22 protein-coding genes, 1 tRNA gene and 1 pseudogene are annotated in these 25852 nt (G+C 65.6%); 5 read left to right on the forward strand and 19 right to left on the reverse strand.

Annotated features, from left to right (window positions below; genetic code table 11):
• Positions 1-63 precede the first annotated feature (63 nt).
• From nuoN to RT567_RS03295, 17 genes are all read right to left on the reverse strand, one after another.
• Entirely contained in the window at positions 64-1506 is a 1443-nt protein-coding gene (gene nuoN / locus RT567_RS03215) for an NADH-quinone oxidoreductase subunit NuoN (protein ID WP_313574239.1), read from the reverse strand.
• A gap of 7 nt (positions 1507-1513) precedes the next feature.
• A complete protein-coding gene (locus RT567_RS03220) occupies positions 1514-3001 on the reverse strand; it encodes an NADH-quinone oxidoreductase subunit M (protein ID WP_313574241.1) in 1488 nt (495 codons plus the stop codon).
• Positions 3002-3006: 5 nt separating this feature from the next.
• A complete protein-coding gene (gene nuoL, locus RT567_RS03225) occupies positions 3007-5055 on the reverse strand; it encodes an NADH-quinone oxidoreductase subunit L (RefSeq protein WP_313574267.1) in 2049 nt (682 codons plus the stop codon).
• 14 nt (positions 5056-5069) lie between these two features.
• Entirely contained in the window at positions 5070-5378 is a 309-nt protein-coding gene (nuoK, locus tag RT567_RS03230; protein ID WP_003164596.1) for an NADH-quinone oxidoreductase subunit NuoK, read from the reverse strand.
• Positions 5378-6004 (reverse strand): NADH-quinone oxidoreductase subunit J, encoded by a 627-nt coding sequence (locus tag RT567_RS03235; RefSeq protein ID WP_040345165.1) that lies wholly within the window; start codon positions 6002-6004, stop codon positions 5378-5380. The genes nuoK and RT567_RS03235 overlap by 1 nt, the downstream gene beginning before the upstream one ends.
• A gap of 113 nt (positions 6005-6117) precedes the next feature.
• Positions 6118-6609 carry an NADH-quinone oxidoreductase subunit NuoI gene (gene nuoI / locus RT567_RS03240; RefSeq protein WP_040345161.1) on the reverse strand — a complete coding sequence of 164 codons (492 nt, stop codon included), beginning with the start codon at positions 6607-6609 and terminating at the stop codon, positions 6118-6120.
• The gene (locus RT567_RS03245; protein WP_087141638.1) at positions 6609-6824 is read right to left on the reverse strand and encodes a hypothetical protein; all 216 of its coding nucleotides are present in this window, start codon (positions 6822-6824) and stop codon (positions 6609-6611) included. Before RT567_RS03245 ends, nuoI begins: the two co-directional genes overlap by 1 nt.
• Positions 6821-7048: a hypothetical protein gene (locus RT567_RS03250; protein ID WP_313574245.1), complete on the reverse strand. Its 228-nt coding sequence runs from the start codon at positions 7046-7048 to the stop codon at positions 6821-6823. Before RT567_RS03250 ends, RT567_RS03245 begins: the two co-directional genes overlap by 4 nt.
• Complete coding sequence (nuoH, locus tag RT567_RS03255; RefSeq protein WP_313574247.1) at positions 7048-8124, reverse strand: NADH-quinone oxidoreductase subunit NuoH; 1077 nt, start codon at positions 8122-8124, stop codon at positions 7048-7050. Before nuoH ends, RT567_RS03250 begins: the two co-directional genes overlap by 1 nt.
• Positions 8125-8127: 3 nt before the next feature.
• A complete protein-coding gene (nuoG, locus tag RT567_RS03260; RefSeq protein WP_313574248.1) occupies positions 8128-10173 on the reverse strand; it encodes an NADH-quinone oxidoreductase subunit NuoG in 2046 nt (681 codons plus the stop codon).
• A 5-nt stretch (positions 10174-10178) separates the two neighbouring features.
• Complete coding sequence (gene nuoF / locus RT567_RS03265) at positions 10179-11492, reverse strand: NADH-quinone oxidoreductase subunit NuoF (RefSeq protein WP_313574250.1); 1314 nt, start codon at positions 11490-11492, stop codon at positions 10179-10181.
• Positions 11493-11498: 6 nt separating this feature from the next.
• A complete protein-coding gene (locus RT567_RS03270) occupies positions 11499-11768 on the reverse strand; it encodes a hypothetical protein (protein ID WP_313574252.1) in 270 nt (89 codons plus the stop codon).
• A complete protein-coding gene (nuoE, locus tag RT567_RS03275) occupies positions 11768-12442 on the reverse strand; it encodes an NADH-quinone oxidoreductase subunit NuoE (protein ID WP_313574254.1) in 675 nt (224 codons plus the stop codon). Before nuoE ends, RT567_RS03270 begins: the two co-directional genes overlap by 1 nt.
• A complete protein-coding gene (locus tag RT567_RS03280) occupies positions 12439-13692 on the reverse strand; it encodes an NADH-quinone oxidoreductase subunit D (protein ID WP_409514766.1) in 1254 nt (417 codons plus the stop codon). Before RT567_RS03280 ends, nuoE begins: the two co-directional genes overlap by 4 nt.
• Before the next feature lie 17 nt (positions 13693-13709).
• Positions 13710-14333, reverse strand: coding sequence for an NADH-quinone oxidoreductase subunit C (locus RT567_RS03285; protein WP_313574255.1), 624 nt, complete (start codon positions 14331-14333; stop codon positions 13710-13712).
• Entirely contained in the window at positions 14330-14929 is a 600-nt protein-coding gene (locus RT567_RS03290; protein WP_087141646.1) for a NuoB/complex I 20 kDa subunit family protein, read from the reverse strand. The genes RT567_RS03285 and RT567_RS03290 overlap by 4 nt, the downstream gene beginning before the upstream one ends.
• Entirely contained in the window at positions 14899-15276 is a 378-nt protein-coding gene (locus RT567_RS03295) for an NADH-quinone oxidoreductase subunit A (RefSeq protein ID WP_313574257.1), read from the reverse strand. Before RT567_RS03295 ends, RT567_RS03290 begins: the two co-directional genes overlap by 31 nt.
• A 210-nt stretch (positions 15277-15486) precedes the next feature.
• On the opposite strand from RT567_RS03295, the gene RT567_RS03300 reads away from it, so the two are divergent.
• On the forward strand, positions 15487-17103 hold the full coding sequence (locus RT567_RS03300) for an AbgT family transporter (protein WP_313574259.1): 1617 nt from the start codon (positions 15487-15489) through the stop codon (positions 17101-17103).
• 94 nt (positions 17104-17197) lie between these two features.
• Positions 17198-17274: transfer RNA gene (locus RT567_RS03305), tRNA-Asp, on the forward strand.
• Between the two features lie 149 nt (positions 17275-17423).
• Here the strand turns inward: RT567_RS03305 and RT567_RS03310 are convergent.
• Positions 17424-18674, reverse strand: a complete 1251-nt coding sequence (locus tag RT567_RS03310; RefSeq protein ID WP_313574269.1) for a glycosyltransferase — start codon at positions 18672-18674, stop codon at positions 17424-17426.
• 300 nt (positions 18675-18974) lie between these two features.
• Here RT567_RS03310 and RT567_RS03315 point away from each other — a divergent pair, with 300 nt between their 5' ends.
• The 3 genes from RT567_RS03315 to lexA all read left to right on the forward strand — a co-directional run bounded on the left by RT567_RS03315 (position 18975) and on the right by lexA (position 25292).
• Positions 18975-22253 (forward strand): autotransporter outer membrane beta-barrel domain-containing protein, encoded by a 3279-nt coding sequence (locus RT567_RS03315; protein WP_313574261.1) that lies wholly within the window; start codon positions 18975-18977, stop codon positions 22251-22253.
• 116 nt (positions 22254-22369) lie between these two features.
• On the forward strand, positions 22370-24466 hold the full coding sequence (locus tag RT567_RS03320) for a S9 family peptidase (RefSeq protein WP_313574263.1): 2097 nt from the start codon (positions 22370-22372) through the stop codon (positions 24464-24466).
• Positions 24467-24587: 121 nt separating this feature from the next.
• Positions 24588-25292 carry a transcriptional repressor LexA gene (gene lexA / locus RT567_RS03325; RefSeq protein ID WP_313574265.1) on the forward strand — a complete coding sequence of 235 codons (705 nt, stop codon included), beginning with the start codon at positions 24588-24590 and terminating at the stop codon, positions 25290-25292.
• 89 nt (positions 25293-25381) lie between these two features.
• Here lexA and RT567_RS03330 read toward each other — a convergent pair.
• A pseudogene (locus RT567_RS03330) lies at positions 25382-25852 on the reverse strand (hypothetical protein); the annotation flags it as partial.

Genomic DNA, 25852 nt, shown 5'->3' on the forward strand with positions numbered 1-25852 from the left:
TCGCGCCTCGGCGTTGGTGGAGTCGGTCTCTTCGAGGATCAGGACCGGAGCCGCCAAGGCCCCTTATCCGATCCCGACGCCCGCAGCAGCCGCGCGCGTCAGCGGCTCCAGCCAGGTCAGGGCGATCAGCAGCACGGGGAAGCTGAAGGCCGCAGCCGCCCAGCCGATCCATTGCGCGCCGGCCGGCGCCTTGTCCGTCGTCACGTCGAATTCCGGCGTGTCGAACCAAATCACCTTGATGATGCGCAGGTAGTAGAAGGCCGCGACGACCGAGGCCACCAGGCCCGCCGCGCCCGCCATCCAGTAACCGGCGTCTGCGGCGGCGCCGAAGACGTAGAACTTGCCCCAGAAACCCGACATCGGCGGAATACCGACGGCAGACAGCGACAGGATCGTCAGGGCGACGGCCGTCACCGGGCGGTCCTTCTTAAGACCGGCCAGATCGGCGATCTTGCGGATCGGACGACCATTGCGGCTCAGCGACAACAGAATAGCGAAGAAGCCGATCTGATCCACGACATACAGGGTCATGAACATCAGGGTCGCCTGAACGCCGACCTGGGTGCCCGCCGCCACGCCCAGCAGGGCGTAGCCGATGTTGATGATGGACGAATAGGCCAGCAGGCGCTGGATGTCCTTCTGCATCAGGCCGCCGAAGGCGCCAACGGCGAAGCTGATCAGCGAGATCAGGATCAGCACCTGGGCCCACTGCGCATGGGCCAGGCCGAAGCCTTCGATCAACACGCGGATGATCAGCACCATGGCCGCCACCTTGGGCGCGGTCGAGAACAGGGCCACGACCGGCGTCGGGGCGCCTTCATAGACGTCCGGCGTCCACATGTGGAACGGCGCGGCCGAAACCTTGAACGCCAGACCGCAGATCAGGAAGACCAGGCCGAAGATCAGGCCCGGACCGGGGTTGGCGGTGGCGAATGCGGCGATGTCCTCGAACCGCATCGAACCGGCAAAACCGTAGATCAGGCTGGCGCCGTAGAGCAGCAGACCCGACGACAGGGCGCCCAGAACGAAATACTTCAGACCCGCTTCCGAGGCCTTCAGATCGTCGCGGCGATAGGCGGCCAGGACATAGAGGGCCAGCGAGTGCATCTCGATGCCGATGTAGAGCGAGATCAGATCGCCCGACGACGCCATCATGCCCATGCCGACCGAGGCCAGCACGATCAGGATCGGATACTCGAACTTGGCGATGTTGTTGCGATGCATCCAGCCGTCGCCCAGCACCACGGCCACGGCGGCGGACAGGAAAATCACCGCCTTGCCGAAAACGGCCAGCGGATCGGCCACATAGGCCCCGTTGAAGGCGGAGCCCAGCGGGCCGACGACAGCCAGCGCCGTCGCCGCCAACAGCAGCAGCACCGACAGGCCCGAGACCAGGCGCGTCGACTTCTCGCCGGCGAAGGCGCCGAGCATGAGCAGCACCAGCCCGCCGACCGCAAGGGTCAGCTCCGGGGCGGCGAGTTGGAGAGCGGAGGACAGATCAGGCATTATGGTCTCACCCGCCGATCGCGGCGCGATAGGCGCTGGTCAGGGCTTCAACAGTCGGCCCGGTGTAGTCGAGAACGGCGTTGGGATAGAGGCCCAGCCAGATGGTGCCGACGATCAGGGGCACGAAGATCAGCAGTTCGCGCTTGTCGATGTCGGTGATGCTTTCCAGCGCCGGATTGGTGATCGGGCCGTACATGACGTTGCGGAACAGCGTCAGCGCATAGACCGCCGAGAAGATCACGCCCGAGGCCGCAATCAGGGCCGCCCAGGTCGAAACCTGATAGGCGCCCGTCATCGTCAGCACTTCGCCGATGAAGCCCGAGGTGCCCGGCAGACCGACGTTGGCCATGGTGAACATCAGGAAGATGGCCGCATACCAGGGCATCCGCGCCGTCAGGCCGCCGTAGAAGGCGATCTCACGGGTGTGCATCCGGTCATAGACCACGCCGACGCAGAGGAAGAGCGCGCCCGAGATCAGGCCGTGGCTCAGCATCTGGAAGACCGCGCCCTGGATGCCGGTGTCGTTGCCCGCGAAGATGCCCATGGTCACGAAGCCCATGTGGGCGACCGACGAATAGGCGATCAGCTTCTTGATGTCCGTCTGACGGAAGGCGACCAGCGAGGTGTAGACGATGGCGATCACCGACAGCGTCAGCACCAGAGGCGTGAACATCTGCGACGCCTGCGGGAACATCGGAATGTTGAACAGGATGAAGCCGTAGCCGCCCAGCTTCAGCAGGATGCCGGCCAGGATGACGGAACCGGCCGTCGGCGCCTGAACGTGGGCGTCGGGCAGCCAGGTGTGCACCGGCCACATCGGCATCTTCACCGCGAAGGAGGCGAAGAAGGCCAACCACAACAGGGGCTGCACCGCCGGGTCGAAGGCGTACTGCTTCAACTCCGGAATGCTGGTGGTGCCCGTCTCATGGGCCATCCACAGCATGGCCAGCAGCATCAGGACCGAGCCCAGCAGGGTGTACAGGAAGAACTTGTACGCCGCGTAGATGCGGTTGGCGCCGCCCCAGATGCCGATGATCAGATACATCGGCACCAGGGTGCCTTCGAAGAAGATGTAGAAGAGGAACAGGTCCAGCGAGGTGAACACGCCGATGACCATGGTTTCCAGGATCAGGAAGGCGATCATGTATTCGACGACGCGCGTCTGGATCGACTTCCAGCTGGCCACGATGCAGATCGGCAGCAAGAAGGCCGTCAGCAGGACGAACAGGATCGAGATCCCGTCAACGCCCAGGTGATAGCTGGCGCCCGCGAACCAGGCGTAGTTCTCGACGAACTGATAGGCCGGGTTCGACGGATCGAACTGCGCGACCAGCAGGACGGACACGGCCAGCACCACCATGGTGGTGATCAGGGCGATCCAGCGGGCGGCCGGGGCCGCGGCGTCCTGACCGCCCTTGTTCAGCAGGCGCGCGACCAGGATCGCGGCCACGCCGAGAAGCGGCAGGAAGGTGACGATGCTCAGAATGTGAGGCACGAGGCTCAGGCTCCCCACGTGAAGATGGCGAAGGCAAGGAACACAGCCACGCCGATCAGCATCACGAATGCATAGAAGTAGACGAAACCGGACTGGAACCGGGACAACCAACCGCCCGACTTCAGCGAAGCCCAGGCCGCGCCGTTCGGGCCCAGACCGTCGATGATCTTCACGTCGCCGATCTTCCAGAAGAAGTCGCCGATCGCCTTGGTCCCCTTCACGAAGGTGGCGTCATACAGCTCATCGAAGAACCACTTGTTGTAGAGGAAGGTCCACAGCGGGCCCTTGCGGTCGGCCATCTCCTTGGCCGCGCCTTCCTTCACGACGTACAGCCAGAAGGCGATGGCCGTGCCCAGCAGCGTCACGATCAGCGGCGCCCACTTCACCCAGGTCGGGACGTTGTGGCTTTCATGCAGGACGTGGTTTTCAGCCCCGACGAAGATGGCGCCGCGCCAGAACTCAGCCTCATGGTGACCGATGAAGTGCGGGGCGAAGATCATGCCCGCAGCCACCGCGCCGACCGACAACAGCAGCAGCGGCAGCACCATGACCCACGGGCTTTCGTGCGGCTTCAGCGGACCATGGTGGTCGTCGTGCGCATGATCGTCATGGGCATGATGATCGTCAGGAGCGTGGACGTCCGCATGATGGGCGCCCTCCTCTTCCTTCCACACAGGCTTATTGTGGAAGGTCATGAAGATCAGGCGCCACGAATAGTAGGCCGTCAGCAGGGCCGCCGAGATGCCGATGACGAAGGCGAACATGCCCGCAGCCGAGTGGCCGGTCGTCGCCGCCGCATAGGCGCTCTCGAGGATGGAGTCCTTGGAGTAGAAGCCGGCGAAGCCGCCGACGCCGGGCATGCCCAGGCCGGTGATGGCGATGGTGCCGATCATCATGGTCGCATAGGTGACGGGCAGCAGCTTCCACAGGCCGCCCATCTTCCGCATGTCCTGCTCGTGGTGCATGCCGTGGATCACCGAGCCGGCGCCCAGGAACAGCAGAGCCTTGAAGAAGGCGTGCGTGAACAGGTGGAACATGGCGGGTTGATAAGCGCCGACGCCCGCAGCGAAGAACATGTAGCCCAGCTGCGAACAGGTCGAATAGGCGATCACCCGCTTGATGTCGTTCTGCATCATGCCGACGGTCGCGGCGAAGATGGCCGTGACGCCGCCGATGATGGCGATGAACTGCGACGCGACGGGCGCGTGCTCATACAGCGGCGACAGCAGGCAGACCATGTAGACGCCCGCGGTGACCATGGTGGCCGCGTGGATCAGGGCCGACACAGGCGTCGGGCCTTCCATCGCGTCCGGCAACCAGGTGTGCAGGAAGAACTGCGCCGACTTGCCCATCGCGCCGATGAACAGCAGCAGACCGGCCAGATCCAGCGCCGACCAGGTGTGGCCAAGGAATTCCCAGCCCGTCCCGGCCTTGCCCGCGATCAGCGGGAACAGCTTGGCGAACTCGATCGTGCCGAACATCCAGAACACGGTCATCATGCCGAGCAGGAAGCCGAAGTCGCCGACGCGGTTGACCACGAAGGCCTTGATCGAGGCGGCGGTGGCCGAGGGCTTCTTGAACCAGAAACCGATCAGCAGATACGACGCCAGGCCCACGCCTTCCCAGCCGAAGAACATCTGCAGGAAGTCGGCGGCCGTCACCAGCGCCAGCATCATGAAGGTGAACAGCGACAGATAGGCGAAGAAGCGAGGACGGCTGTCGTCCTCCTTCATGTAGCCCCAGGAATAGAGGTGAACCAGCGAGGACACCGACGTCACCACGATCAGCATGGTGGCCGACATGGCGTCGACGCGGATCGACCAGTTCGACTGGAACTCGCCGACGTGGACGAACGGCGCCAGGTGTACGGTGAAGGCTTCCAGCCCGCCCCAGGTCCACTGGCTGAACACGATCCAGGAAACCGCGCACGAGAAGAACAGCAGGCCCGTAGTGACGGCTTGCGAGGCGACGTCGCCGATCCGGCGACCAAAGAAGCCGGCGATCATGGCCCCCAGCAAGGGGGCGAAGACGCCGAGAGTGACGAGAGTCTGGATAGTCACGGTTCCGATCAGCCCTTCATCACGGAGGCGTCGTCGACCGCGATGTCGCCGCGGTTACGGAAGAAGGTCACGAGAATGGCCAGGCCGACAGCGGCCTCGGCCGCGGCGACCGTCAGCACGAACATGGCCATCAGCTGACCCGACACATCGTTCAGGTGCGTGGAGAAGGCCACGAAGTTAATGTTCACCGCGAGCAGGATCATCTCGACCGACATCAGGATAATGATGACGTTCTTGCGGTTCACGAAGATGCCGAAGACGCCGATGGTGAACAGCATGGCGGCGACCGCCAGATAATGCTGGAGCGAGATATCCATTACAGAAGCTCCTCGGGGGTGACGCCCTGGCCCGTGGTCACGGACTTGATCTCGACGGCCTTGGCGCGCTCGCGGTTGGCCTGGGCCGCCAGATCCTGACGATGCACGCCCGGACGGTGACGCAGGGTCAGGACAATGGCGCCGATCATGGCGATCAGCAGGACCACGCCCGCCGCCTGGAAGAAGTAGACGTAGTCCGTATAGAGCACGCGGCCGATCGTCTCGATGTTGGTGACGTCAGGCCCGGCCGGAACCGGCGAGGTCGCGTCCCTGGCGGCTCCGCCCTGAACGACGGTGATCGACACCATGATCATCTCGGCCAGCAGCACGCCCGCCACGATGCCCGCCAGCGGCAGGTAGCGCGCGTATCCTTCGCGCAGCTTCACGAAGTCGACGTCCAGCATCATGACGACGAACAGGAACAGCACCGCCACGGCGCCGACGTAGACGACGACCAGCAGCATCGCCAGGAACTCGGCGCTCAGCAGAACGAACAGACCGGCTGCCGAGAAGAAGGTCAGGATCAGCCAGAGAACGGAGTGCACGGGATTGCGCGCGGTCACCACCAGAAGGGCGGAAACCACGGCGACCGTCGCCAGAAGATAGAAGGCCAGGCCTTGCAACATGTGCGGGACGACGCCCCTCTTCAAAACCAATGGCCCGGACAGAAATCCCGGACCCTTCCAAAATCGGCCCCGGCCCGAAGGTCAGGGTCAGCGTGGCGGAATCGCCGCTCCGTTTAGCGATACGGAGCGTCGAGTTCCAGATTCTTCGCGATCAGACGCTCCCAACGGTCGCCGTTGTCCAGCAGACGCGCCTTGTCATAGAGCAGTTCTTCGCGGGTCTCGGTGGCGAACTCGCTGTTCGGTCCCTCGACGATGGCGTCCACCGGGCAGGCCTCCTGGCACAGGCCGCAGTAGATGCATTTGACCATGTCGATGTCGTAGCGCGTCGTGCGACGGCTGCCGTCAGCGCGCGGCTCGGCCTCGATGGTGATGGCCTGGGCGGGGCAGATGGCCTCGCACAGCTTGCAGGCGATGCAGCGTTCTTCGCCGTTCGGATAGCGACGCAGCGCGTGCTCGCCACGGAAGCGCGGCGACTGCGGGTTGCGCTCGAACGGATAGTTCACCGTCGCCTTCGGCTTCATCATGTACTTCATCGACAGGCCGACGGCGCCGAACACGTCGGTCAGCATCGCGCCCTTGGCCGCCTGAACGATACGGGTCAGCATTACGATTTCACTCCGGCGCAGTCGCGTTGATAGCGTGCGCTTTCCTTGTCGAGGGTCTGGCAAAGGCGCTGGCGTTCCGCCTCGCGCCGTTCGATTTCCTGCACCTTGCGCTCCCACTGATAGACCGACACCGGGTCGGCCTCATAGGGCGCGCAGGCCGACGCCAGCATGGGCGCGGCCAGGGCGAACATCAGGGCTGCGGCTTTCGTCTTCATCCGCCGATCCGGCGTTCGCAACCGTCCCTGTCGAAGCGCGGGTCGTCCCGCGACAGACGTTGGCAATGGGCGCGCTTGTCCGCCTCCTCGCCCCGCTCCCGGTCCAGCCGCTCAAGACGCGCAGACGCGGTCTCGGGCGCAGCCGGATCCATCGGCTTGTAGGTGCAGGCCGACAGGCCGGCGGCGAGCGCCAGCGCGATCAGGAATGTGGCGTAACCGCCCATCAGCCGCCCACCGCGAAGACGCGCCACGCCGCCACGAAGACCACGGCGACCAGCGAGGCCGGCAGGAAGATCTTCCAGCCCAGACGCATCAGTTGGTCATAGCGGTAACGCGGCACGAAGGCCTTCACCAAGGCGATCATGAAGAACCAGAAGACGACCTTGGTGATGAAGACCAGCAGGTAGAACAGGTTGGCGACGAAGGCCGGGACGCTGTTCAGGAAGTCGGTCGGGAAGCCCGGATTCCACCCGCCGCAGAACAGCAGGGTGATCATGGCGCACATGAAGACGATGTTGGCGTACTCGCCGATCATGAACAGCAGGTACGGGGTCGAGGAATATTCGACCTGATAACCGGCCACCAACTCCGACTCCGCTTCGGGAAGGTCGAAAGGCGGGCGGTTGGTCTCGGCCAGGGCCGAGATGAAGAAGACGATGGTCATGGGCAGCATGACGATGATCGTCGGCAGGGTCTCAAGGCCGCCGCCAAAGGCGTTCCAGTTCCAGATCCAACCCTGTTGCTGGGTCACGATCTCGGTCAGGTTCATCGTCCCGGCCAGCAGGACGACGTTGATGATGATGAGGCCCATCGAGACTTCATACGACACCATCTGCGCCGCCGAACGCAGGGCGCCCAGGAACGGATACTTCGAGTTCGAAGCCCAGCCGCCCATGATGATGCCGTAAACGCCCAGCGAACTGATCGCCAGAATATACAGAATGCCGACGTTCAGGTCCGCGACCACCCAACCCGGTGCGAACGGGATCGCCGCCCACGCCACGAAGGCCAGTACGAAGCTGATCAGCGGAGCCAGGATGAAGACCACCTTGTCCGACCCGGCCGGGATGACGATCTCCTTCAGCACGAACTTGAAGAAGTCGGCGAAGGATTGCAGCAGGCCGAAGGGACCGACCACGTTCGGACCCTTGCGCAGCTGAACGCCCGCCCAGATCTTGCGGTCGGCCAGCAGCAGGAAGGCCAGGGAGATCAGGATACCGACCACCACCAGCAGGATCCCGCCGACCGTGGCGAGGGTCCAACCGAGCGGCGTGGTCCAGAATGAAGTCGCAGCGTCCATGATTTACTCCGCCGCCAGGGCGACCGGCGCCGTCCGCTCAGCGGACAGTTGGGCCATGGTTTCACTGGCGCGCGCGATCGGGTTGGTCAGGTAGGGATCGGCGATGACGGAGACGAAGGCGACGTCGCCCAGGTCTCCCTTGGCGCCCAGCTTGGCGACGTCGAACGTCGCAGCCGGAGCCAGGTAGTCGATGCGGCCGAAGGTCGGATGATCGCTCATCAGCTTGGCGCGCAGTTGCTCCAGCGTATCGAACGGCAGCTTGTGGCCGACGCGCTCGGACAGGGCGCGGATGACGGCCCAGTCGTCCTTGGCCTCGCCCTTCGGGAAGACCACGCGCTCGGCCATCTGCACCCGGCCCTCGGTGTTGACGTACAGGCCCGACTTCTCGGTGTAGGCCGCGCCCGGCAGGATCACGTCCGCGCCGTGCGCGCCGCGATCGCCGTGCGAACCCAGATAGACGCGGAAGGCGCCCGATGCGTCTGCGTTCACCTCATCGGCGCCCAGCAGGAACAGAACGTCCAGCGCGCCCGGCTTCAGCATGGCGGCCACATCCAGACCGCCCTCGCCCGGCAGGAAGCCCATGTCCAGGCCGCCGACGCGCGCGGCGGCGCTGTGCAGGACGTTGAAGCCGTTCCAGCCGTCCTTGACGACGCCGACCTTCTTGGCCAGCGCGCCCAGGGCGTTCAACACGGCCGGGCCGGTCTCGCCGGTCAGGGCGCCCGCGCCGACGATGATCGCCGGGCGTTCAGCCTTGGTCAGGAAATCGGTGGCGGCCTTGGGCAGCTTGCCCAGAGTCTTCGAGCCGGCGCCCAGCCAGGCGTAGTCATAGGTCAGGTCAGCTTGCGGGCCGATGACGCCGACTTCGACGCCGCCCTTCAGCCAGGTCTTGCGGATGCGCGCGTTCAGCAGCGGCGCTTCCGTGCGCGGATTGGCGCCGACGATCAGGATGGCGTCAGCGTTTTCAATGCCTTGCAGGCCAGAGTTAAACAGCCAGCCCTCGCGAGCCTCGCCGCCCAGCGCGGAGCCGTCCTGACGGCAGTCCGTATTGGCCGAACCCAACGCGCGGAACAGGTCCAGCGTCGCCTTCATCGACTCGGCGTCCTGCAGGTCGCCTGCGATGGCGCCGATGCGGTCAGCCGAGGCGGCCTTGATCTTCGCGGCGACGGCGCTCAGCGCCTCGTCCCACGACGCAGCGCGCAGCTTGCCGTTTTCGCGAACCCACGGACGGTCCAGACGACGCGCCTGAAGGCCGTCGACGGCGTAGCGGCTCTTGTCCGACAGCCACTCTTCGTTGATGCCCTCGTTCACGCGCGGCAGCACGCGCATGACCTCGGCGCCGCGCGAGTCGGCGCGGATGTTGGAGCCGAGCGCGTCCATCACGTCGATGGTCTCGGTCTTCTTCAGCTCCCACGGGCGGTAGTGATACTGCCAAGGGCGGTGCGTCAGGGCGCCCACCGGGCACAGGTCGTTGACGTTGCCCGACAGTTCGCTGTCGATATTCTTTTCCAAATAGGTCGTGATCTCGGCGCTTTCGCCGCGCGAGATCATGCCGATGTCCGGGACGCCCGCCACTTCGGTGATGAAGCGAACGCAACGGGTGCACTGGATGCACCGCGTCATGAATGTCTTGACCGTCGGGCCCATGTTCTTTTCTTCAACCGCGCGCTTGTTCTCGCCGTAGCGCGAACCGTCACGGCCGTAGCCGACAGCCTGATCCTGCAGGTCGCACTCGCCGCCCTGGTCGCAGATCGGGCAGTCCAGCGGGTGGTTGATGAGCAGGAACTCCATCACCCCTTCGCGGGCCTTCTTCACCATCGGCGTGTCGGTGAAGATTTCCTGGCCGTCGGCGGCCGGAAGCGCGCACGAAGCCTGCGGCTTCGGCGGTCCAGGCTTCACCTCGACCAGGCACATGCGGCAGTTGCCGGCGATGGACAGGCGCTCGTGGTAGCAGAACCGCGGGATTTCCTGCCCGGCGCGCTCGGCGACCTGCAGCACGGTCATGCCCGGTTCGAACTCGACTTCAACGCCGTTGACCTTGGCGATAGGCATTACGATTACTCCGCCGCGATCGCGTGGCCGGCGAAGTTCGCGCGGCGGCTGCGGTAGGTGTGGATGCGCTCTTCGATCTCGTGACGGAAGTGCCGGATCAGGCCCTGAACGGGCCAGGCGGCGGCGTCGCCGAGAGCGCAGATGGTGTGGCCTTCAACCTGGCTGGCCACGTCGAGCAGCAGGTCGATTTCGGACGGGTCGGCGTCGCCGATGGCCATGCGTTCCAGCACGCGCCACATCCAGCCGGTGCCTTCACGGCACGGCGTGCACTGGCCGCAGCTCTCGTGCTTGAAGAAGTAGCTGATGCGGGCGATCGCCTTAACGATGTCGGTGGACTCGTCCATGACGGTCACGCCCGCCGTACCCAGCGACGAGCGCATTTCGCGCATGGAGTCGAAGTCCATCAGCACGGTTTCGGCCTGCTCGCGCGTGATGACCGGGCAGGACGCGCCGCCCGGAATGATGGCTTTCAGATTGCCCCAGCCGCCGCGCACGCCGCCGCCGTGATCCTCGATCAACTGGCGCAGCGGGATCGACATGGCCTCTTCGACCACGCAGGGCGTGTTCACGTGACCCGACAGCGACATCAGCTTGGTGCCGGTGTTGTTCGGGCGACCGAAGCTGGCGAACCAGTCCGCGCCACGGCGCAGGATAGTGCCGACCACGGCGATCGATTCCACGTTGTTCACGGTCGTCGGGCAGCCGTACAGACCTGCGCCGGCCGGGAACGGCGGCTTCAGGCGCGGCTGGCCCTTCTTGCCTTCCAAAGATTCCAGCAGGGCCGTCTCTTCGCCGCAGATATAGGCGCCGGCGCCGTGGTGGATATAGACGTCGAAGTCCCAGCCGTGGACGTTGTTCTTGCCGATCAGCTTGGCCTCATAGGCCTGCTTGACGGCGGCTTCCATGCGCTCACGCTCAAGGATGTATTCGCCGCGCAGGTAGATGTAGCAAGCGTGGGCCTGCATCGCGAAGGAGGCGATCATCGCGCCTTCGATCAGCAGTTGCGGATCATGACGCATGATCTCGCGGTCCTTGCAGGTCGCGGGCTCGGATTCGTCGGCGTTGATGACCAGGTAGTGAGGGCGATCCTTCACTTCCTTGGGCATGAAGGACCACTTCAGGCCGGTCGAGAAACCGGCGCCGCCGCGTCCGCGCAGGCCCGAGTTCTTGACGTTGGTGATGATCCAGTCGCGGCCAAGGTCCAGCATGTCCTTGGTGGCGTTCCACGCGCCGCGCTGCTTCGCCCCCTCAAGGCCCCAGTCCTGGAGACCATAGAGGTTGGTGAAGATCCGATCCTTGTCTTGGAGGATGCCGACCATGATCCCTTAAAGTCCTTCCGCCATGCGGCGCTTGTGGTGGCGGGTGCGCTGGAAGACGGCGTAGATCACCAGCACCCATCCAACGGCCAACAGGCCATAGGCCGCCATCACCGCGTTGTCAGTCAGGCCGAAACGGCCTTCACGTGCGAACAAAACCAGAGCGGCCGCGACCACGATACAGGCCAGCCCCGCCCAGCGCGGACGCCAGCCGACGCGACGCAGCTCGGCCCGATAGGCCGCCCTGCCCGTATCTGTTTCGAGGTCCGGCCGCGCCATCAGGCCGGAGCCTTTTCAGCGACGGGCTCCGAGTTCGGCAGCTTCTTGATCTTCTTGGCGGCCGAGCCGTCGTACAGCGACGGATCAGTCAGCGTCCGCGCGCCGCCTTCAGGCTCCGACGTGTGACGGCCGACATAGCTGCCCGCCTTCGGCGTCTTGCCGGCAGCGAAGTCGTCGATGATCTGGGCCATGTTCTCAGGCGTCAGGTCTTCGTAGTAGAGGTCGTTGATCTGGGCCACCGGCGCGTTCGAGCAGGCGCCGATGCACTCGATTTCCTGCCAGGTGAAGCGGCCGTCGGCGGACAGCTCGTCCTTGGGACCGATCTTCTCGCGGCAGACGCGCATCAGATCGTTAGAGCCGCGCAGCATGCACTGCGTCGTGCCGCACACCTGGATCAGAGCCGCCGTGCCGACCGGCGTCAGCTGGAACATGGTGTAGAAGGTCGCGACCTCCAGCACCCGGATATAGGCCATGCCCAGCAGCTCGCCGACGGCGCGCAGCGAGGGTTCGGACACCCAGCCTTCCTGTTTCTGGACCAGCCACAGGACCGGGATCACCGCCGACTGGCGACGCGATTCCGGGTACTTTTTGATCCACCACTCGGCCTTGGCCATGGTGTCCTTCGAGAACTCGAAAGACGCCGGCTGTTCCTTGGCGAGACGACGCACGCTCATCGGTCCACTTCTCCGAACACCATGTCGAGCGAGCCGAGGATGGCGGACACGTCCGCCAGCATGTGGCCGCGGTTCATCCAGTCCATCGCCTGCAGGTGACGGAAGCCGGGCGCCGACAGCTTGACGCGGTAGGGTTTGTTGGTGCCGTCCGACACCAGATAGACGCCGAACTCGCCCTTGGGCGCCTCGACGGCCGCATAGACCTCGCCTTCCGGGGTGCGGAAGCCTTCGGTGTAGAGCTTGAAGTGGTGGATCAGCGCTTCCATCGAGCGCTTCATCTCACCGCGACGCGGCGGGGCGATCTTGTGGTCCTCGGTCAGGACCGGCTCGCCGGGGCAGTTGCGCAACTTGTGGATGCACTGCTCCATGATGCGGATCGACTGACGCATCTCTTCGACGCGGACCAGGTAGCGGTCCCAGCAGTCGCCGTTCTTGCCGACGACGATGTCGAACTCCATGTCGGCGTAGCAGTCGTACGGCTGGGCCTTGCGCAGATCCCAGGCGATGTCCGAGCCGCGCAGCATGACGCCCGAGAAACCCCAGGCCATGGCGTTTTCCTTGGACACCACGCCGATGTCGACGTTCCGCTGCTTGAAGATGCGGTTCTCGGTGACCAGGCTTTCGATGTCCGCCAGCTTGGCCGGGAACTCGGCGCACCAGCGGCCGATGTCGTCGATCAGCTCGGGCGTCAGATCCTGGTGGACGCCGCCCGGACGGAAATAGTTGGCGTGCAGGCGCGCGCCGCAAGCCCGCTCATAGAAGACCATCAGCTTCTCGCGCTCTTCGTGGCCCCACAGCGGCGGGGTCAGGGCGCCCACGTCCATGGCCTGCATGGTCGCGTTCAGAAGGTGGTTCAGAATCCGGCCCATCTCCGAGTACAGCACCCGGATCAGTTGGCCGCGATACGGCACGTCCAGACCCAGCAGGCGTTCGATAGCCAGGCAGAAGGCGTGCTCCTGGTTCATCGGCGAGACGTAGTCCAGCCGGTCCAGGTAGGGGATGTTCTGGAGGTAGGTGCGCGCCTCCATCAGCTTCTCGGTGCCGCGGTGCAGCAGGCCGATGTGCGGATCGACGCGGGTCACCAGCTCGCCGTCCAGCTCCAACACCAGGCGTAGCACGCCGTGCGCGGCCGGGTGCTGCGGGCCGAAGTTGATGGTGAACTTGCGGTCGTCCATCGCCCGCGCGTGCGGGGTCAGGCCGTCTTCATAGTCCTCGAACGGGTCGATGGCCGCGCCGAGCGGCGCGGGCATGTTCTTGACGTCGGCCATTACTGCGCTCCCGCCTTTTCATCGCCCGGCAGGACAGTCGGATAATCGGCGCCTTCCCACGGAGACAGGAAGTCGAAGTTGCGGAACTCTTGAGTCAGTTTCACCGGCTCATAGACCACGCGCTTCTGCACTTCGTCGTAGCGCACCTCGACGTAGCCCGTCATCGGGAAGTCCTTGCGCAGCGGGTGCCCCTGGAAACCGTAGTCGGTCAGGATGCGGCGCATGTCCGGGTGATCCGAGAAGATCATGCCGTACATGTCGAAGGCTTCACGCTCGAACCAGCCGGCCGACGGATAGACCGACGACACGCTGGGGACCGGGTCCACTTCGTTGGTCGACACCTTGACGCGAACGCGCGCGGCGCGCGTCAGCGACAGCAGGTGATAGACGACCTCGAACCGCTCGGCGCGGTCGGGATAGTCGGCGCCGCAGACATCCATGCACTGCTGGAAGCCGAACTGATCGCGCAGGGCCGTCATGACCTCGACGATCTTCTCGCGCGGGGCGATCAGCGTCAGTTCGCCATAGGCCACCACAGCCTCGACGCCGAGCGCCGCGACCATTTCCGTGCCCAGGGGCGTAAGGGCGGATTCGCGCTCCGCGACGCGCACCAGTTCGCTCATCGCTCGATGGTCCCCGTGCGGCGGATCTTCTTCTGCAGTTGCAGGATGCCGTACAGCAGAGCCTCGGCGGTCGGCGGGCAGCCCGGAACGTAAACGTCCACCGGCACCACGCGATCGCAGCCGCGCACGACGCTGTAGCTGTAGTGGTAATAGCCGCCGCCGTTGGCGCACGAGCCCATCGAGATGACGTAGCGCGGGTCCGGCATCTGGTCGTAGACCTTGCGCAGGGCCGGAGCCATCTTGTTGGTCAGGGTGCCTGCGACGATCATCAGGTCCGACTGGCGCGGCGAACCACGCGGCGCGGTGCCGAAGCGTTCCAGGTCGAAGCGCGGCATCGACAGGTGAATCATCTCAACGGCGCAGCAGGCCAGGCCGAACGACATCCACATCAGCGAACCCGTGCGGGCCCAGGTGATGACGTCGTCCAGCGAGGTCGTCAGGAAGCCACGTTCGCCCAGTTCGGTATTCACCGACTCGAAGAACTTGTCGTGGATCTTGGGGTCATAGCCCTCGACGGTCGAACGCGCGGCGGAACCGGCGGGGACCAGCGGGCTAGAGGGGGCGATCACTGCCATTCCAGGGCTCCCTTCTTCCATTCGTAGATGAAGCCGACCGTAAGGACGCCCAGGAAGACCATCATCGACCAGAAGGCGAAGACCATGCTGCCGTGCGACAGGTCGAACATCGACACCGCCCAAGGGAACAGGAAGGCGATTTCCAGGTCGAAGATGATGAAGAGGATCGACACCAGATAGAAGCGCACGTCGAACTTCATGCGCGCGTCGTCAAAGGCGTTGAAGCCGCACTCATAAGCCGAGAGCTTCTCGGTATCGGGGTTCTTGGGGGCCAGCGCCCAGGCCGCCAGCATGAAGCCGACGCCGAGCACGATGGCGATGCCCAGGAAAACGACGATCGGGAGGTATTCTAGAAGAAATGCGTTCATTCGAGCTGCCTCGCCCGCCGGGAGGTAGGGGGCGGATTCGGGGCTTCTTAGACCCAACCTCGCCAGGGTTCAAACCCATGTCGGCAAAGGTTTTTTATTGCGAACGGTTCGCAGTTTTTTGGGCGATTTGCCGCAGCCCACGCGATTGCCTCTTATGCCGCTGATCCGCGAAATACGCCGTCGCATTTCAACATAGCCGAGAGCTTGCGTATGAACCTGGCCGCCCGCCTGCTGAACTCGATCGAACGCATCGGCAATCGGCTGCCAGATCCCGTCTTCTTATTCCTATGGCTGATCCTCGGCCTGGTGGCGCTCAGCCTGGTCGGCGCAGGCCTGGGCTGGTCGGCGGTCAACCCGGTGACGGGCGAGGTGCTGCAGGCGCAGAGCCTTCTCTCTCCGGCCAATCTGGAGCGGCTGTTCATCGGCATGCCGCGCACCCTGGCCGACTTCCCGCCGCTGGGGATCGTCATCACCATCATCTACGGCGCATCGGTGGCCGAACGCACGGGCCTGTTCTCAACCGCCATCCGCGGCGCCCTGCTGAACGCGCCGCGCTTCATCCTGACGCCCATCGTGGTGGTGACGGGCATGGTGTCCCATCACGCCTCGGACGCCTCCTATGTCGTGGTGATTCCGCTGGCGGCCGTGATCTTCGCCGCTGCGGGCCGCCACCCTCTGGCTGGCTTGGCCGCCGGCTTCGCCGCTGTCTCCGGCGGCTATGCGGGCAATCTGTTCCCCGGCGCCAGCGACGCCCTGATCCTGGGCATCACCGAGCCCGCCGCCCATCTGATCGATCCGTCCTACGCCGTCAGCATCGCGGGCAACTGGTTCTTCATCGTCGGGGTGGTGATCGTCTTCACCCCCATCGTCTGGTTCCTGACCGACCGGGTGATCGAGCCGCGCCTGGGGGCCTGGATTCCGCACAACGCCGCCCCGGTCGCCGCCGAAGAGAAGACGCCCCTCACCGCTGCCGAAAAACGCGGCCTGGCCTGGGCGGGCCTGACCATCCTGGCCATGATCGCTGTCTGGACGGTCGTGACCTTCCTGCCCGGCTCTCCCTTCGTCGACGCCGACGCCGAGCCGGAACAGCGCTTCAATCCCCTGTACCGCTCTCTGGTCGCCTTCTTCGCTCTGACCTTCTTCATGGCGGGCGCAGCCTTCGGCGCGGGCTCAGGCTCGATCAAGACTCACCACGATCTGGTCCGCATGATGCGCGAGGGGATCAGCCAACTGGCCCCCTACATCGTCCTGGCCTTCTTCGCCGCCCACTTCGTCGCCATGTTCAACTGGTCCGGCCTGGGCCCCATCCTGGCGGTCAACGCCGCCGCCTCCTTGCGCGAACTGGCCCTGCCGACGCCCCTGCTGCTGATCGTGGTGGTGCTGGTGTCCTGCGTCTTCGACCTGTTCATCGGCTCGGCCTCGGCCAAGTGGTCGGCCCTGGCGCCCATCGTCGTGCCCATGTTCATGCTGCTGGGAATCAGCCCCGAGATGACGACCGCCGCCTATCGCATGGGTGATTCCGTCACCAACATCGCCACGCCGCTGATGAGCTACTTCCCGCTGATCCTGACCTTCGCGCAGCGCTGGGATCCCAGGTTCGGCCTGGGCTCGCTAATGGCGACCATGCTGCCCTACGCCGGAGCCTTCCTGGTCGCCGGTCTGATCATGGTGGCGACCTGGGTGGCGCTGGACCTGCCGCTGGGGCCGGGCGTGGGCGTGCATTACGAACCGCCGCCGCCCGCGACGGCGTCGCAGTTGCCTGCGGACGGCGGAATCGCCGGTCCCGTGGCCCCGCCGCAGGCCGCTGCTACGCCGTCTGCGCGATGATTTGATTTATCCACAGCCGCGTCGCTTGACGTGCGACGCGGCCCCGCCTAAACGACGCCCCTCGCCGGGGCGCACAGTCGCTTCGGATGGGAACGCGGGTGTAGCTCAGTTGGTTAGAGTGCCGGCCTGTCACGCCGGAGGTCGCGGGTTCGAGCCCCGTCACTCGCGCCACTCCTCTCAGGGATCTGAGGGAGTGGCGCACCGCCCTTCCCTCTCTTCTGAAAATCGAGATCAAGCACAGGCGTTGCTTCCGCACGCCTGCTTGGCCGTGGCCAGTCGTAGGCCCTCGGGACAAGCCCGAGGGCGGCAACGACGGACGTCTAGTTGATAGGCAGCTGCTCTTGCGGCGTGACGAACTCGGCCTTCCCGGTCAGTTCGCCGTAAAGCATGGTCAGATCCTCGAACACGCGGCTCCAGGCGAACTGCTCAACCGCCTTGACCCGCGCCGCCTTACCCAGAGCCTCCACGTCGCGCGCGAACAGGGCCTCGATCGCCTCGGCGTAGTCGACCGGATCGGCCGAAGCGGCCAACTGACCCACGCTCTCGTCCACCGTCTCGGCCACGCCGCCCGCGTTGACGCCCACCACAGCCCGGCCGCAGGCCATGGCCTCCAGCACGATCAGGCCGAACGGCTCCTTGTCGTTGGCGTGCACGAAGGCGTCGCAGCTGGCGATGATGCGGGCCACGGCGCGCGGATCCTTCTCATACGGCAGGGAGATGACCCGATCCTCGGGCGGCATCCCCGCGCCCGCGCCGACCAGAACCAGATGATAGGGCGCGCCCAGGCGCTGCACCGCGTCGATCAGGACGCCGACGTTCTTCTCCTTGGCCGGGCGCCCGGCGAAGCACAGCAGGCGGGCGTCGGCGGCCAGACCCAGCCTCTTCAGCAACCAGTCGCGATCCCGGCGATCCGGGTGGAAGGTGTCCACCTCGACGCCGAGCGGGCGAATCACGATGTCGCCCACGCCCGCCTCTTCCAGACGCTGAGCGATGAAACGGCTGGGCGAGACCACGCGATCAAATTGAGAAAACAGCTTGGCCCAGCGTTTCTCGACCGGCTTCTTGGCCCATTCGCCGAAATGCAGCGCCGCCAGCGCCGCCGGGTCCGAGTGGCAGAAACCGACGACCGGGCAGCCGACCCTCTGGCCCGCCTCCAGCGCGCCCTGTCCCGGCGTATAGGGATCGCCCGCCTCGATCAGCGTGGGGTTGAGCGACGACACCCAGGCGCCCCAGCGCCGCACCGAACTGGGCCAACGATAGCCATCGCCGAACGGCAGCTTGGGCGCATGAAGACGGACGAGGCCGTCCGGCTCCGCCTTATACCCCGCGCCCGGCACGACCAGATTGTGCGCCACGCCCGGCCGATTGGCCTCCAGCCACGTCTTCTTCGACAGCAAATAACGCTTCACACCGCCGGAGCGCGGCGCGAACAGCATGGTGGTGTCGACCAGGCGAGGACGAGAATCAGCGGCGGCGGTCTTCAGCGCCCGCAAGGTGTCGGCCACCTCTTCGTCCAGGCCGGGGAACAGCCTCAGCTCGCTCTCTTGGACGTCGACATGGCTCGCGCTCATCCGGTGGACCTTCTGCTTCTCGTTCTTCACGCTAACGCTAAAGCTCCGGCTTTGGATGCGACGGGCCCGGTTAATCTTCACCGTGCTTTTCGGCCCCCTACCGCTTGCAACCGTTGCGCTCAAGAGGCCGTCGCAATCCGGTCGCAAGCCGACGCTTTTCATCTGCCGTTCAGGTTGATCTCCCTACGGCCGGTCTTGCATTCGCCTCAAATTCGAGAAACTTGGGGCGTGCGGGCGTGGACCCTGATAGGAGGGTCGCCTTCAATCCTTGCGCGTGCGACCACGAGGGGTTTCTTACGAATGCGTATCTTGCTCGCGAGCGCTGTTGCGATCGCTCCCCTGCTGGTCGCTTCCGGCGTTCAGGCCGAACAGGTCATCTCTACCGGGCGGACGACGCCCATCAGCACCGCGACCGCCAACAACGGCGCGCCCGATGATGTGCGGCTCGCCAACGGCGGCTCGATCACCGTGACTTCCGGCGCCGCCGTGACGCTGAATTCCAGCCATGACGTCAAGCTGGACGCTGGATCCAAGATCGACATGCTCAAGGCCGCGGACGGCGCCACGGGCGTCCTGGTCAACGGCGGCAACACCGGCGACGTCACCATCGGCGGCGCCATCAACATCACCGACTCCATTGAGGAGTATAAGGACGACGACAAGGACGGCGACCTGGACGGCCCGTACGCCGACGGCACGAACCGTCATGGGGTCCGCGTCACAGGCTCGACCCCGCTGGTCGGAAACATCCGCATCGAATCGTCCGGTTCGATCAAGGTCGAAGGCAACAATTCGTCAGGCCTGACCGTCGAGGCGCCGCTCACCGGCAACCTCTACAGCCAGGGCCAGATCAGCGTCATCGGCAATGACACCTACGGCATCCATACGACGGGCGATGTCACCGGCGACGTCACCCTCTTGGGCAGCGTGACCGCCGTCGGTGAGAACGCGGTCGGCGTCGCCGTCGACGGCGCGGTCGACGGCGCCGTCAAGATTCAAGGCGCCGTCACCAGCACCGGCTATCGCTACACCACGGCCCCGCCGAGCAAGCCCACGACGGGCGAACCTCGCGAGGGCGTGACCTATCTCGAAAACCTCGACGCTGATGACCTGCTGCAGGGCGGCCCGGCCGTTCGCATCGCGGGCGATGTCGCCAAGGGCGTGCTATTCGACACCGGGCCGTCTTATGGGGCTGGCGGAATCGAGGGCGACGACGACGGCGACGGCGTCAAGAACGGCGACGAGGACGACGACGGCGACGGCAAGAAAAACCGCGAGGACGACGACCGCGACGGCGACGGCATTCCCGACGCTCAAGAAACGACGGCCGCCATCCGCACGTTCGGCGGCGCGCCGGCGGTATTGGTCGGATCGGCCGACAAGGACATCAGCCTCGGCGCCGTCGGAACCGGCGACAACGCCTATGCCTTCATCAACCGCGGCGCCATCGAGGCCGCCGGCGTTTACAAGAACATCGACGCCACTGCCGTTCAAATCGGCGGCACGGGTCATTCGGTCAGCTTGGCCGGCGGGCTGAACAACCAAGGCACGATCACCGTTACGGCGAACACGGGCGACAGCACCGGCGTCCTGATCGGCGCGGGCGCGACAGTTCCCGGCATCGTCAACTCCGGCGTGATTCAGAGCGTTTCAGCGGGTGCCGAGGCCAATGTGGCCGCGGGCGTGTTGATCAACCAGGGCGCCAACGTCACCTCATTCACTAACTCCGGCACCCTCTCCGCCGGCGTAAACGGCTCCAAGAGCGACGCCGTCGCCTTGCGCGACGAGTCAGGCACGCTGACGTCGATCAACAACACCGGCAAGATCCAGGCCGTCATCAGCCCTGAAAAGGACGTGGCCCAGACCGGATCGGCCATCGCCGTCGACGTCAGCGCCAACAGCACGGGCGTCACCCTGGTGCAGGACGGCGTGGTCATCCCCGATCACAAGCTGCCCGACGCTGACAAGGACGGCGTGCCGGACATCAATGAGCCCGCCATCCGTGGCGACATCCGCCTGGGTTCAGGCGCGGATGTGCTGGATATCCGCAACGGCACGGTGAACGGCGACATCTCCTTCGGGACCGGCGCCGACCGCCTGTCCATCAGCGGCGGCGCCGTCGTGACCGGCAAGCTGTCCAACGGCGACGGCCAACTGGACATCGACATCTCCAAGGGCACTCTGGACGCGCGCCAGACCGGCCAGGTCGCCGTCAGCAACCTGAACGTCGGCGCCGACGGCAATCTGATCGTGACCCTGGACCCGGCGAACAACGCCTCCGGCGGCTTCAAGGTCAGCGGCAAAGCCGATCTGGCCGACGGCGCGGGCCTGGGTGTTCGTTTCAACTCGCTGATCCAGGATCCGACGTCCTTCACCATCATCGAGGCGGGCGACCTGAACGTCGGCGCCATCGATCAGGATCTGCTGCAGTCCAACTCGCCCTACGCCTTCGTGGTCAAGGCCAACGTCGATGACGCCGCCGGCAAGCTGACCGTCGACGCTCGCCGCCGCACGGCGGAAGAAGCCGGCATGATCAAGGCCGAGGCCGCCGCCTATGACGTGCTCTACGCCGGCCTGGCCGACAATGAGCTGATCCGCGCGGCCATGCTGAACCAGACGGACCGCGACGGCTTCTTCAACATCTACCAGCAACTGCTGCCCGAGCATTCGGGCGGTCCGCTGCTGTCGCTGGCCAGCGGCGTCGACGCCGTGACGCGCGCCCTGACCGGCCGCAACGCCGCTGCGGCGCCGGGTGAAACCAGCGCCTGGGTGCAGGAGATCAACTTCTACGCCGACAAGGACAAGACCGACACCTACGGCTTCCGTTCGGAAGGCTTCGGCCTGGCGGGCGGCGTCGAGCGCGGCACCAACATGGGCGCCTTCGGCCTGACGGCCGCCTTCACCTCGTCCGACCTGGAAGACCCGGAATCGGCAGCTGAGGAAGTGCTGTCGGCCAACCTGCTGGAACTGGGCCTCTACTGGCGCGCCCAAGGCCAGTACTGGACGACCTGGGCGCGCGCTGCAGGCGGCTACGCCTCCTTCAGCGCCACGCGCAAACTGGTCGCCGACGGCATCAATCTGAAGAACGAGTCCGACTGGCACGGCCTGACCTTGGCCGCGGCTGGCGGCGCATCGTACGAGCGCCACTTCGGCCGCCTGAACATCCGTCCCGAAGCCTATGTCGAGTACTTCTCGCTGAGCGAGGACGCCCGCACCGAACGCGGCGGCGGCGACGGTTTCGATCTGAAGATCGACGAACGCGACGGCCACATCTTCTCGGGCGTCGCCGCCATGAACATCGGCTACGGCTTCGGCAAAGACGGCTGGATTCGTCCAGAGCTTCGCGTCGGCTGGCGCCAGAACTTCTCGGTCGATGCAGGCAAGACGATTGCTCGTTTCGCTTCGGGCGGTAGTTCCTTCGTGCTTGATCCCGCCAGCATCGAAGGCGGCGGCCCCATCGTCGGCTTCCGCATGAACGTCGGCAACGACCTGGGGCTGCTGTCGATCACCGGCGACGCCGAACTGCTGGAAGACTACGTCCGCTACACCCTGCTGCTGCGGGCCAGCTTCAAGTTCTGACTTTTCTTCGGAACGCGAACCACAAAGGGCCGCCGGATTCGTTCCGGCGGCCCTTTCCCTATCTTGCCGCAAGCCCGAGCCTTTCTATGATCCCTCCAAACCAGAGGGGGTTTCATATGAACAAATTCGCTTGGGCGGCCTGCGCCCTGATCCTCAGCGCCCATGCGCCCGCGATGGCGCAAACCGCTGTCCAGACAACGAGCGCGCCTAGCCTGCCGACCGCCGACCGGGGTCTGTTCACCGCGCAAGACCTGTTCGGCATGGAGGTCGCCTCCGACGCCCAGATCAGCCCGGACGGCAGCCAGATCGCCTATGTCCGCCAGACCGCCGACATCATGACCGACCGGATGCGCCCGACCATCTGGCTGATCGACGTCAAGACCGGCCGCCATTCGCCCCTGGTCACCTCGGCCGGTTCGCATCGCCAACCGCGCTGGTCGCCGGACGGGACGCGCCTGTCCTACATCTCCAACGCCGAGGGCGGCGCGCCGCAGTTGTTCGTGCGCTGGATGGCGTCGGGCGAATCCGTCCGCGTCACCAACCTGCCCAACACCCCGTCCAGCGTCAGCTGGTCGCCCAACGGCGAACAGTTGGCCTATTCCGTCCTGGTCGCCGGCGACAAGCCCAAGATCGGCTCCCCCCTGGCCAAGCCCGAGGGCGCCCAGTGGGCCCCGCCGCTGGAGATCATCGACAGCGTCTCCTACCGCTCTGACGGCCAGGGCTATCTGAAGCCCGGCTTCCGCCACGTCTTCGTCGTCGGATCTCAGGGCGGCGGCGCCCGCCAGCTGACGCACGGCGACTTCCATCACGGCGGCGGCCTGTCCTGGTCGGCGGATTCCCGCACCCTCTACCTCAGCGCCAACCGCCGCGCCGACTGGCAGCGCGAAGCCGCCGACAGCGAAGTCTTCGCCCTGGATGTTCAGACCGGCGGCCTGACCGCCCTGACCAGCCGCGCCGGGCCGGACAATGCGCCCGTCGCCTCGCCCGACGGCCGCCGCATCGCCTACCTCGGCTATGACGACAAGCGGATGGGCTATCACAACACCCGCCTCTATGTGATGGACGCCGACGGCTCGAACAGCCGCGCCCTGACCGAGAGCCTCGACCGCTCGGTCCAGTCTCCAGTGTGGAGCCGCGACGGCCGCTCGGTCTATGTCGCCTATGATGATCAGGGCCGCACCAAGGTCGCCCGCGTGTCGATGGACGGCGTCGTCACCACCCTGATCGAGGATCTGACCGGCGACGATTTCGGCCGTCCCTATACCGGCGGCGGCTTCACCGTGGCCGACGACGGCGCCATCGCCTATACGCGCGGCGATTCCAGCCGCCCGGCCGACGTCCACGTCCTGAAGAGCGGCCGCAGCACCCAGCTGACCCGCCTGAACGCCGACTTCCTCAGCGCCCGCCGCCTGGGCGAGGTGCGTCGCATCCAGGTCGCCTCCTCCCACGATCAACGCGCGGTCGAAAGCTGGCTGACCCTGCCCGCCGACTATGTCGAGGGTCAGCGTTATCCGCTGGTTCTGGAAATCCACGGCGGTCCCTTCGCCGCCTATGGCCCTCACTTCGCCACTGACAACCAGCTGTTCGCCGCCGCCGGATACGCCGTACTGTCAGTCAACCCGCGCGGCTCGACCTCCTATGGGGATGAGTTCGCCAACCTGATCCACCACAACTATCCGTCGAACGACTATGACGACCTGATCAGCAGCGTCGACGCCGTCATCGCTCAGGGGATCGCTGACCCGAACAAGCTGTTCGTCACCGGCGGTTCGGGCGGCGGCGTGCTGACCAGCTGGATCGTCGGCAAGACCGATCGCTTCAAGGCGGCCGTCGTCCAGAAGCCGGTCATCGACTGGGCCAGCTTCGTGCTGACGGCCGACAACCCGGCCTTCTTCGCCCGCTACTGGTTCGGCGAATATCCGTGGGAGAACCCGGAGGCCTACTGGCGCCGGTCGCCGCTGTCGCTGGTCGGCAACGTCAAGACCCCGACCATGGTCGTCGTCGGCGACGAGGACTATCGCACCCCGGTCAGCGAGTCGGAGCAGTACTACACCGCCCTGCAGCTGCGCGGCGTACCCACGGCCCTGGTGAAGATCCCCGGCGTCGGCCACAGCCTGGCCGTCCGCCCGTCCCAGAACGCCGCTCGCATGAACGCCATGATCGAATGGTTCGCGCGCTACAAGGACGGCGCTCCGGCCACGCCGACGCAATAAGACCCTGTTCCCGCGCCCGTCATGCGGCGGGCGCGGGGTTCAGCGTGGCGTTAGTTGACTTTTAACCAGAACACTTACAGAACATCATCAACGGTTCACGCCTTGTTCTGGATTCTGCGCCATGCTCACGAAGAAACAGCACGAACTCCTGATGTTCATTCATGAGCGCATCCGGGAGACGGGCGTTTCGCCCTCCTTCGACGAGATGAAGGAGGCGCTGGATCTGGCGTCCAAGTCGGGCATCCACCGCCTGATCACGGCGCTGGAGGAACGCGGCTTCATCCGCCGTCTGGCCCACCGCGCCCGCGCGCTGGAGGTGGTGAAGCTGCCGGAACAGGCGACGACCGCCGCTCCAGCCAAGGGCCGCGCGCCCTTCAAGCCTGACGTGATCCAGGGCGGCGGCCTGAACCCGCGCCCCGCCGTCACCGAGGCCGCCAACGACGTGCGCGACCTGCCCCTGCTGGGCAAGATCGCCGCCGGCACCCCCATCGCCGCCATCCAGCACGAGCGCGAGCGCCTGCCCGTCCCCGAGGCGATGCTGGGCGCGGGCGAGCACTACCTGCTCGAGATCGAGGGCGACTCCATGATCGAGGCCGGCATCCTCGACGGCGACACGGTCATCATCAAGCGGGTCGAGAACGCCTCCTCGGGCGAGATCGTCGTCGCCCTAGTCGAAGGCGAGGAAGCCACGCTGAAGCGCCTGCGCAAGAAGGGCCAGTCCATCGCGCTCGAGCCCGCCAACAGCGCCTATGAGACCCGCATCTTCGGCCCCGACCAGGTCGAGGTCCAAGGCAAGCTGGTCGGTCTGCTGCGCCGATATCACTGAGGCGCGCCTCCCTGTGATTTCCGCTCATCCCGGCGGACGCCGGGATCCAATGCTTTGGCTTCAAGCAGGGGCGTCTGGAAGTTTGCCTGTCATCTAGCCTCCTCTGGCCAACGACAGCACGTGCGGCTCTGACTGGATCCCAGCGTCCGCCGGGATGAGCGGGATTCGGATGAGCGCCTAATCAAGGCCGCCTTCGCTCCACGGTCGTCGTCCCCGCACCTCCGCCGCCCACAAGGCGCGCCAACCGCCCGCCTCATCCCTACCGAGCCGCCGCGCGCATGGTCGGCGCCGTCCAGCACCAGCCGCCCCTCGCATGACGACGGCAGGGCCACGACCATAGCCCGCACGCTGACCACCTCGGCGCTGCGGCACATCTGGTCCATCTGCACCGCGCCCGGCGCCGCCTTGCCCCACCACAGGGCCAGCGCGCCTTCCCCGTCGTCCGGCGCGCAGAAGGATCGCTTGCAGTTCCAGCCCTCCATAGGCCGTCCGACCGCTTCCAGCCCCCGCCGCCGGGACCACAGGTCGCTGGCGAACTGGCGCACCGCAGGCCGCATCAC

The sequence above is a fragment of the Brevundimonas sp. genome (genome assembly GCF_032107865.1).
Lineage (GTDB): Bacteria > Pseudomonadota > Alphaproteobacteria > Caulobacterales > Caulobacteraceae > Brevundimonas.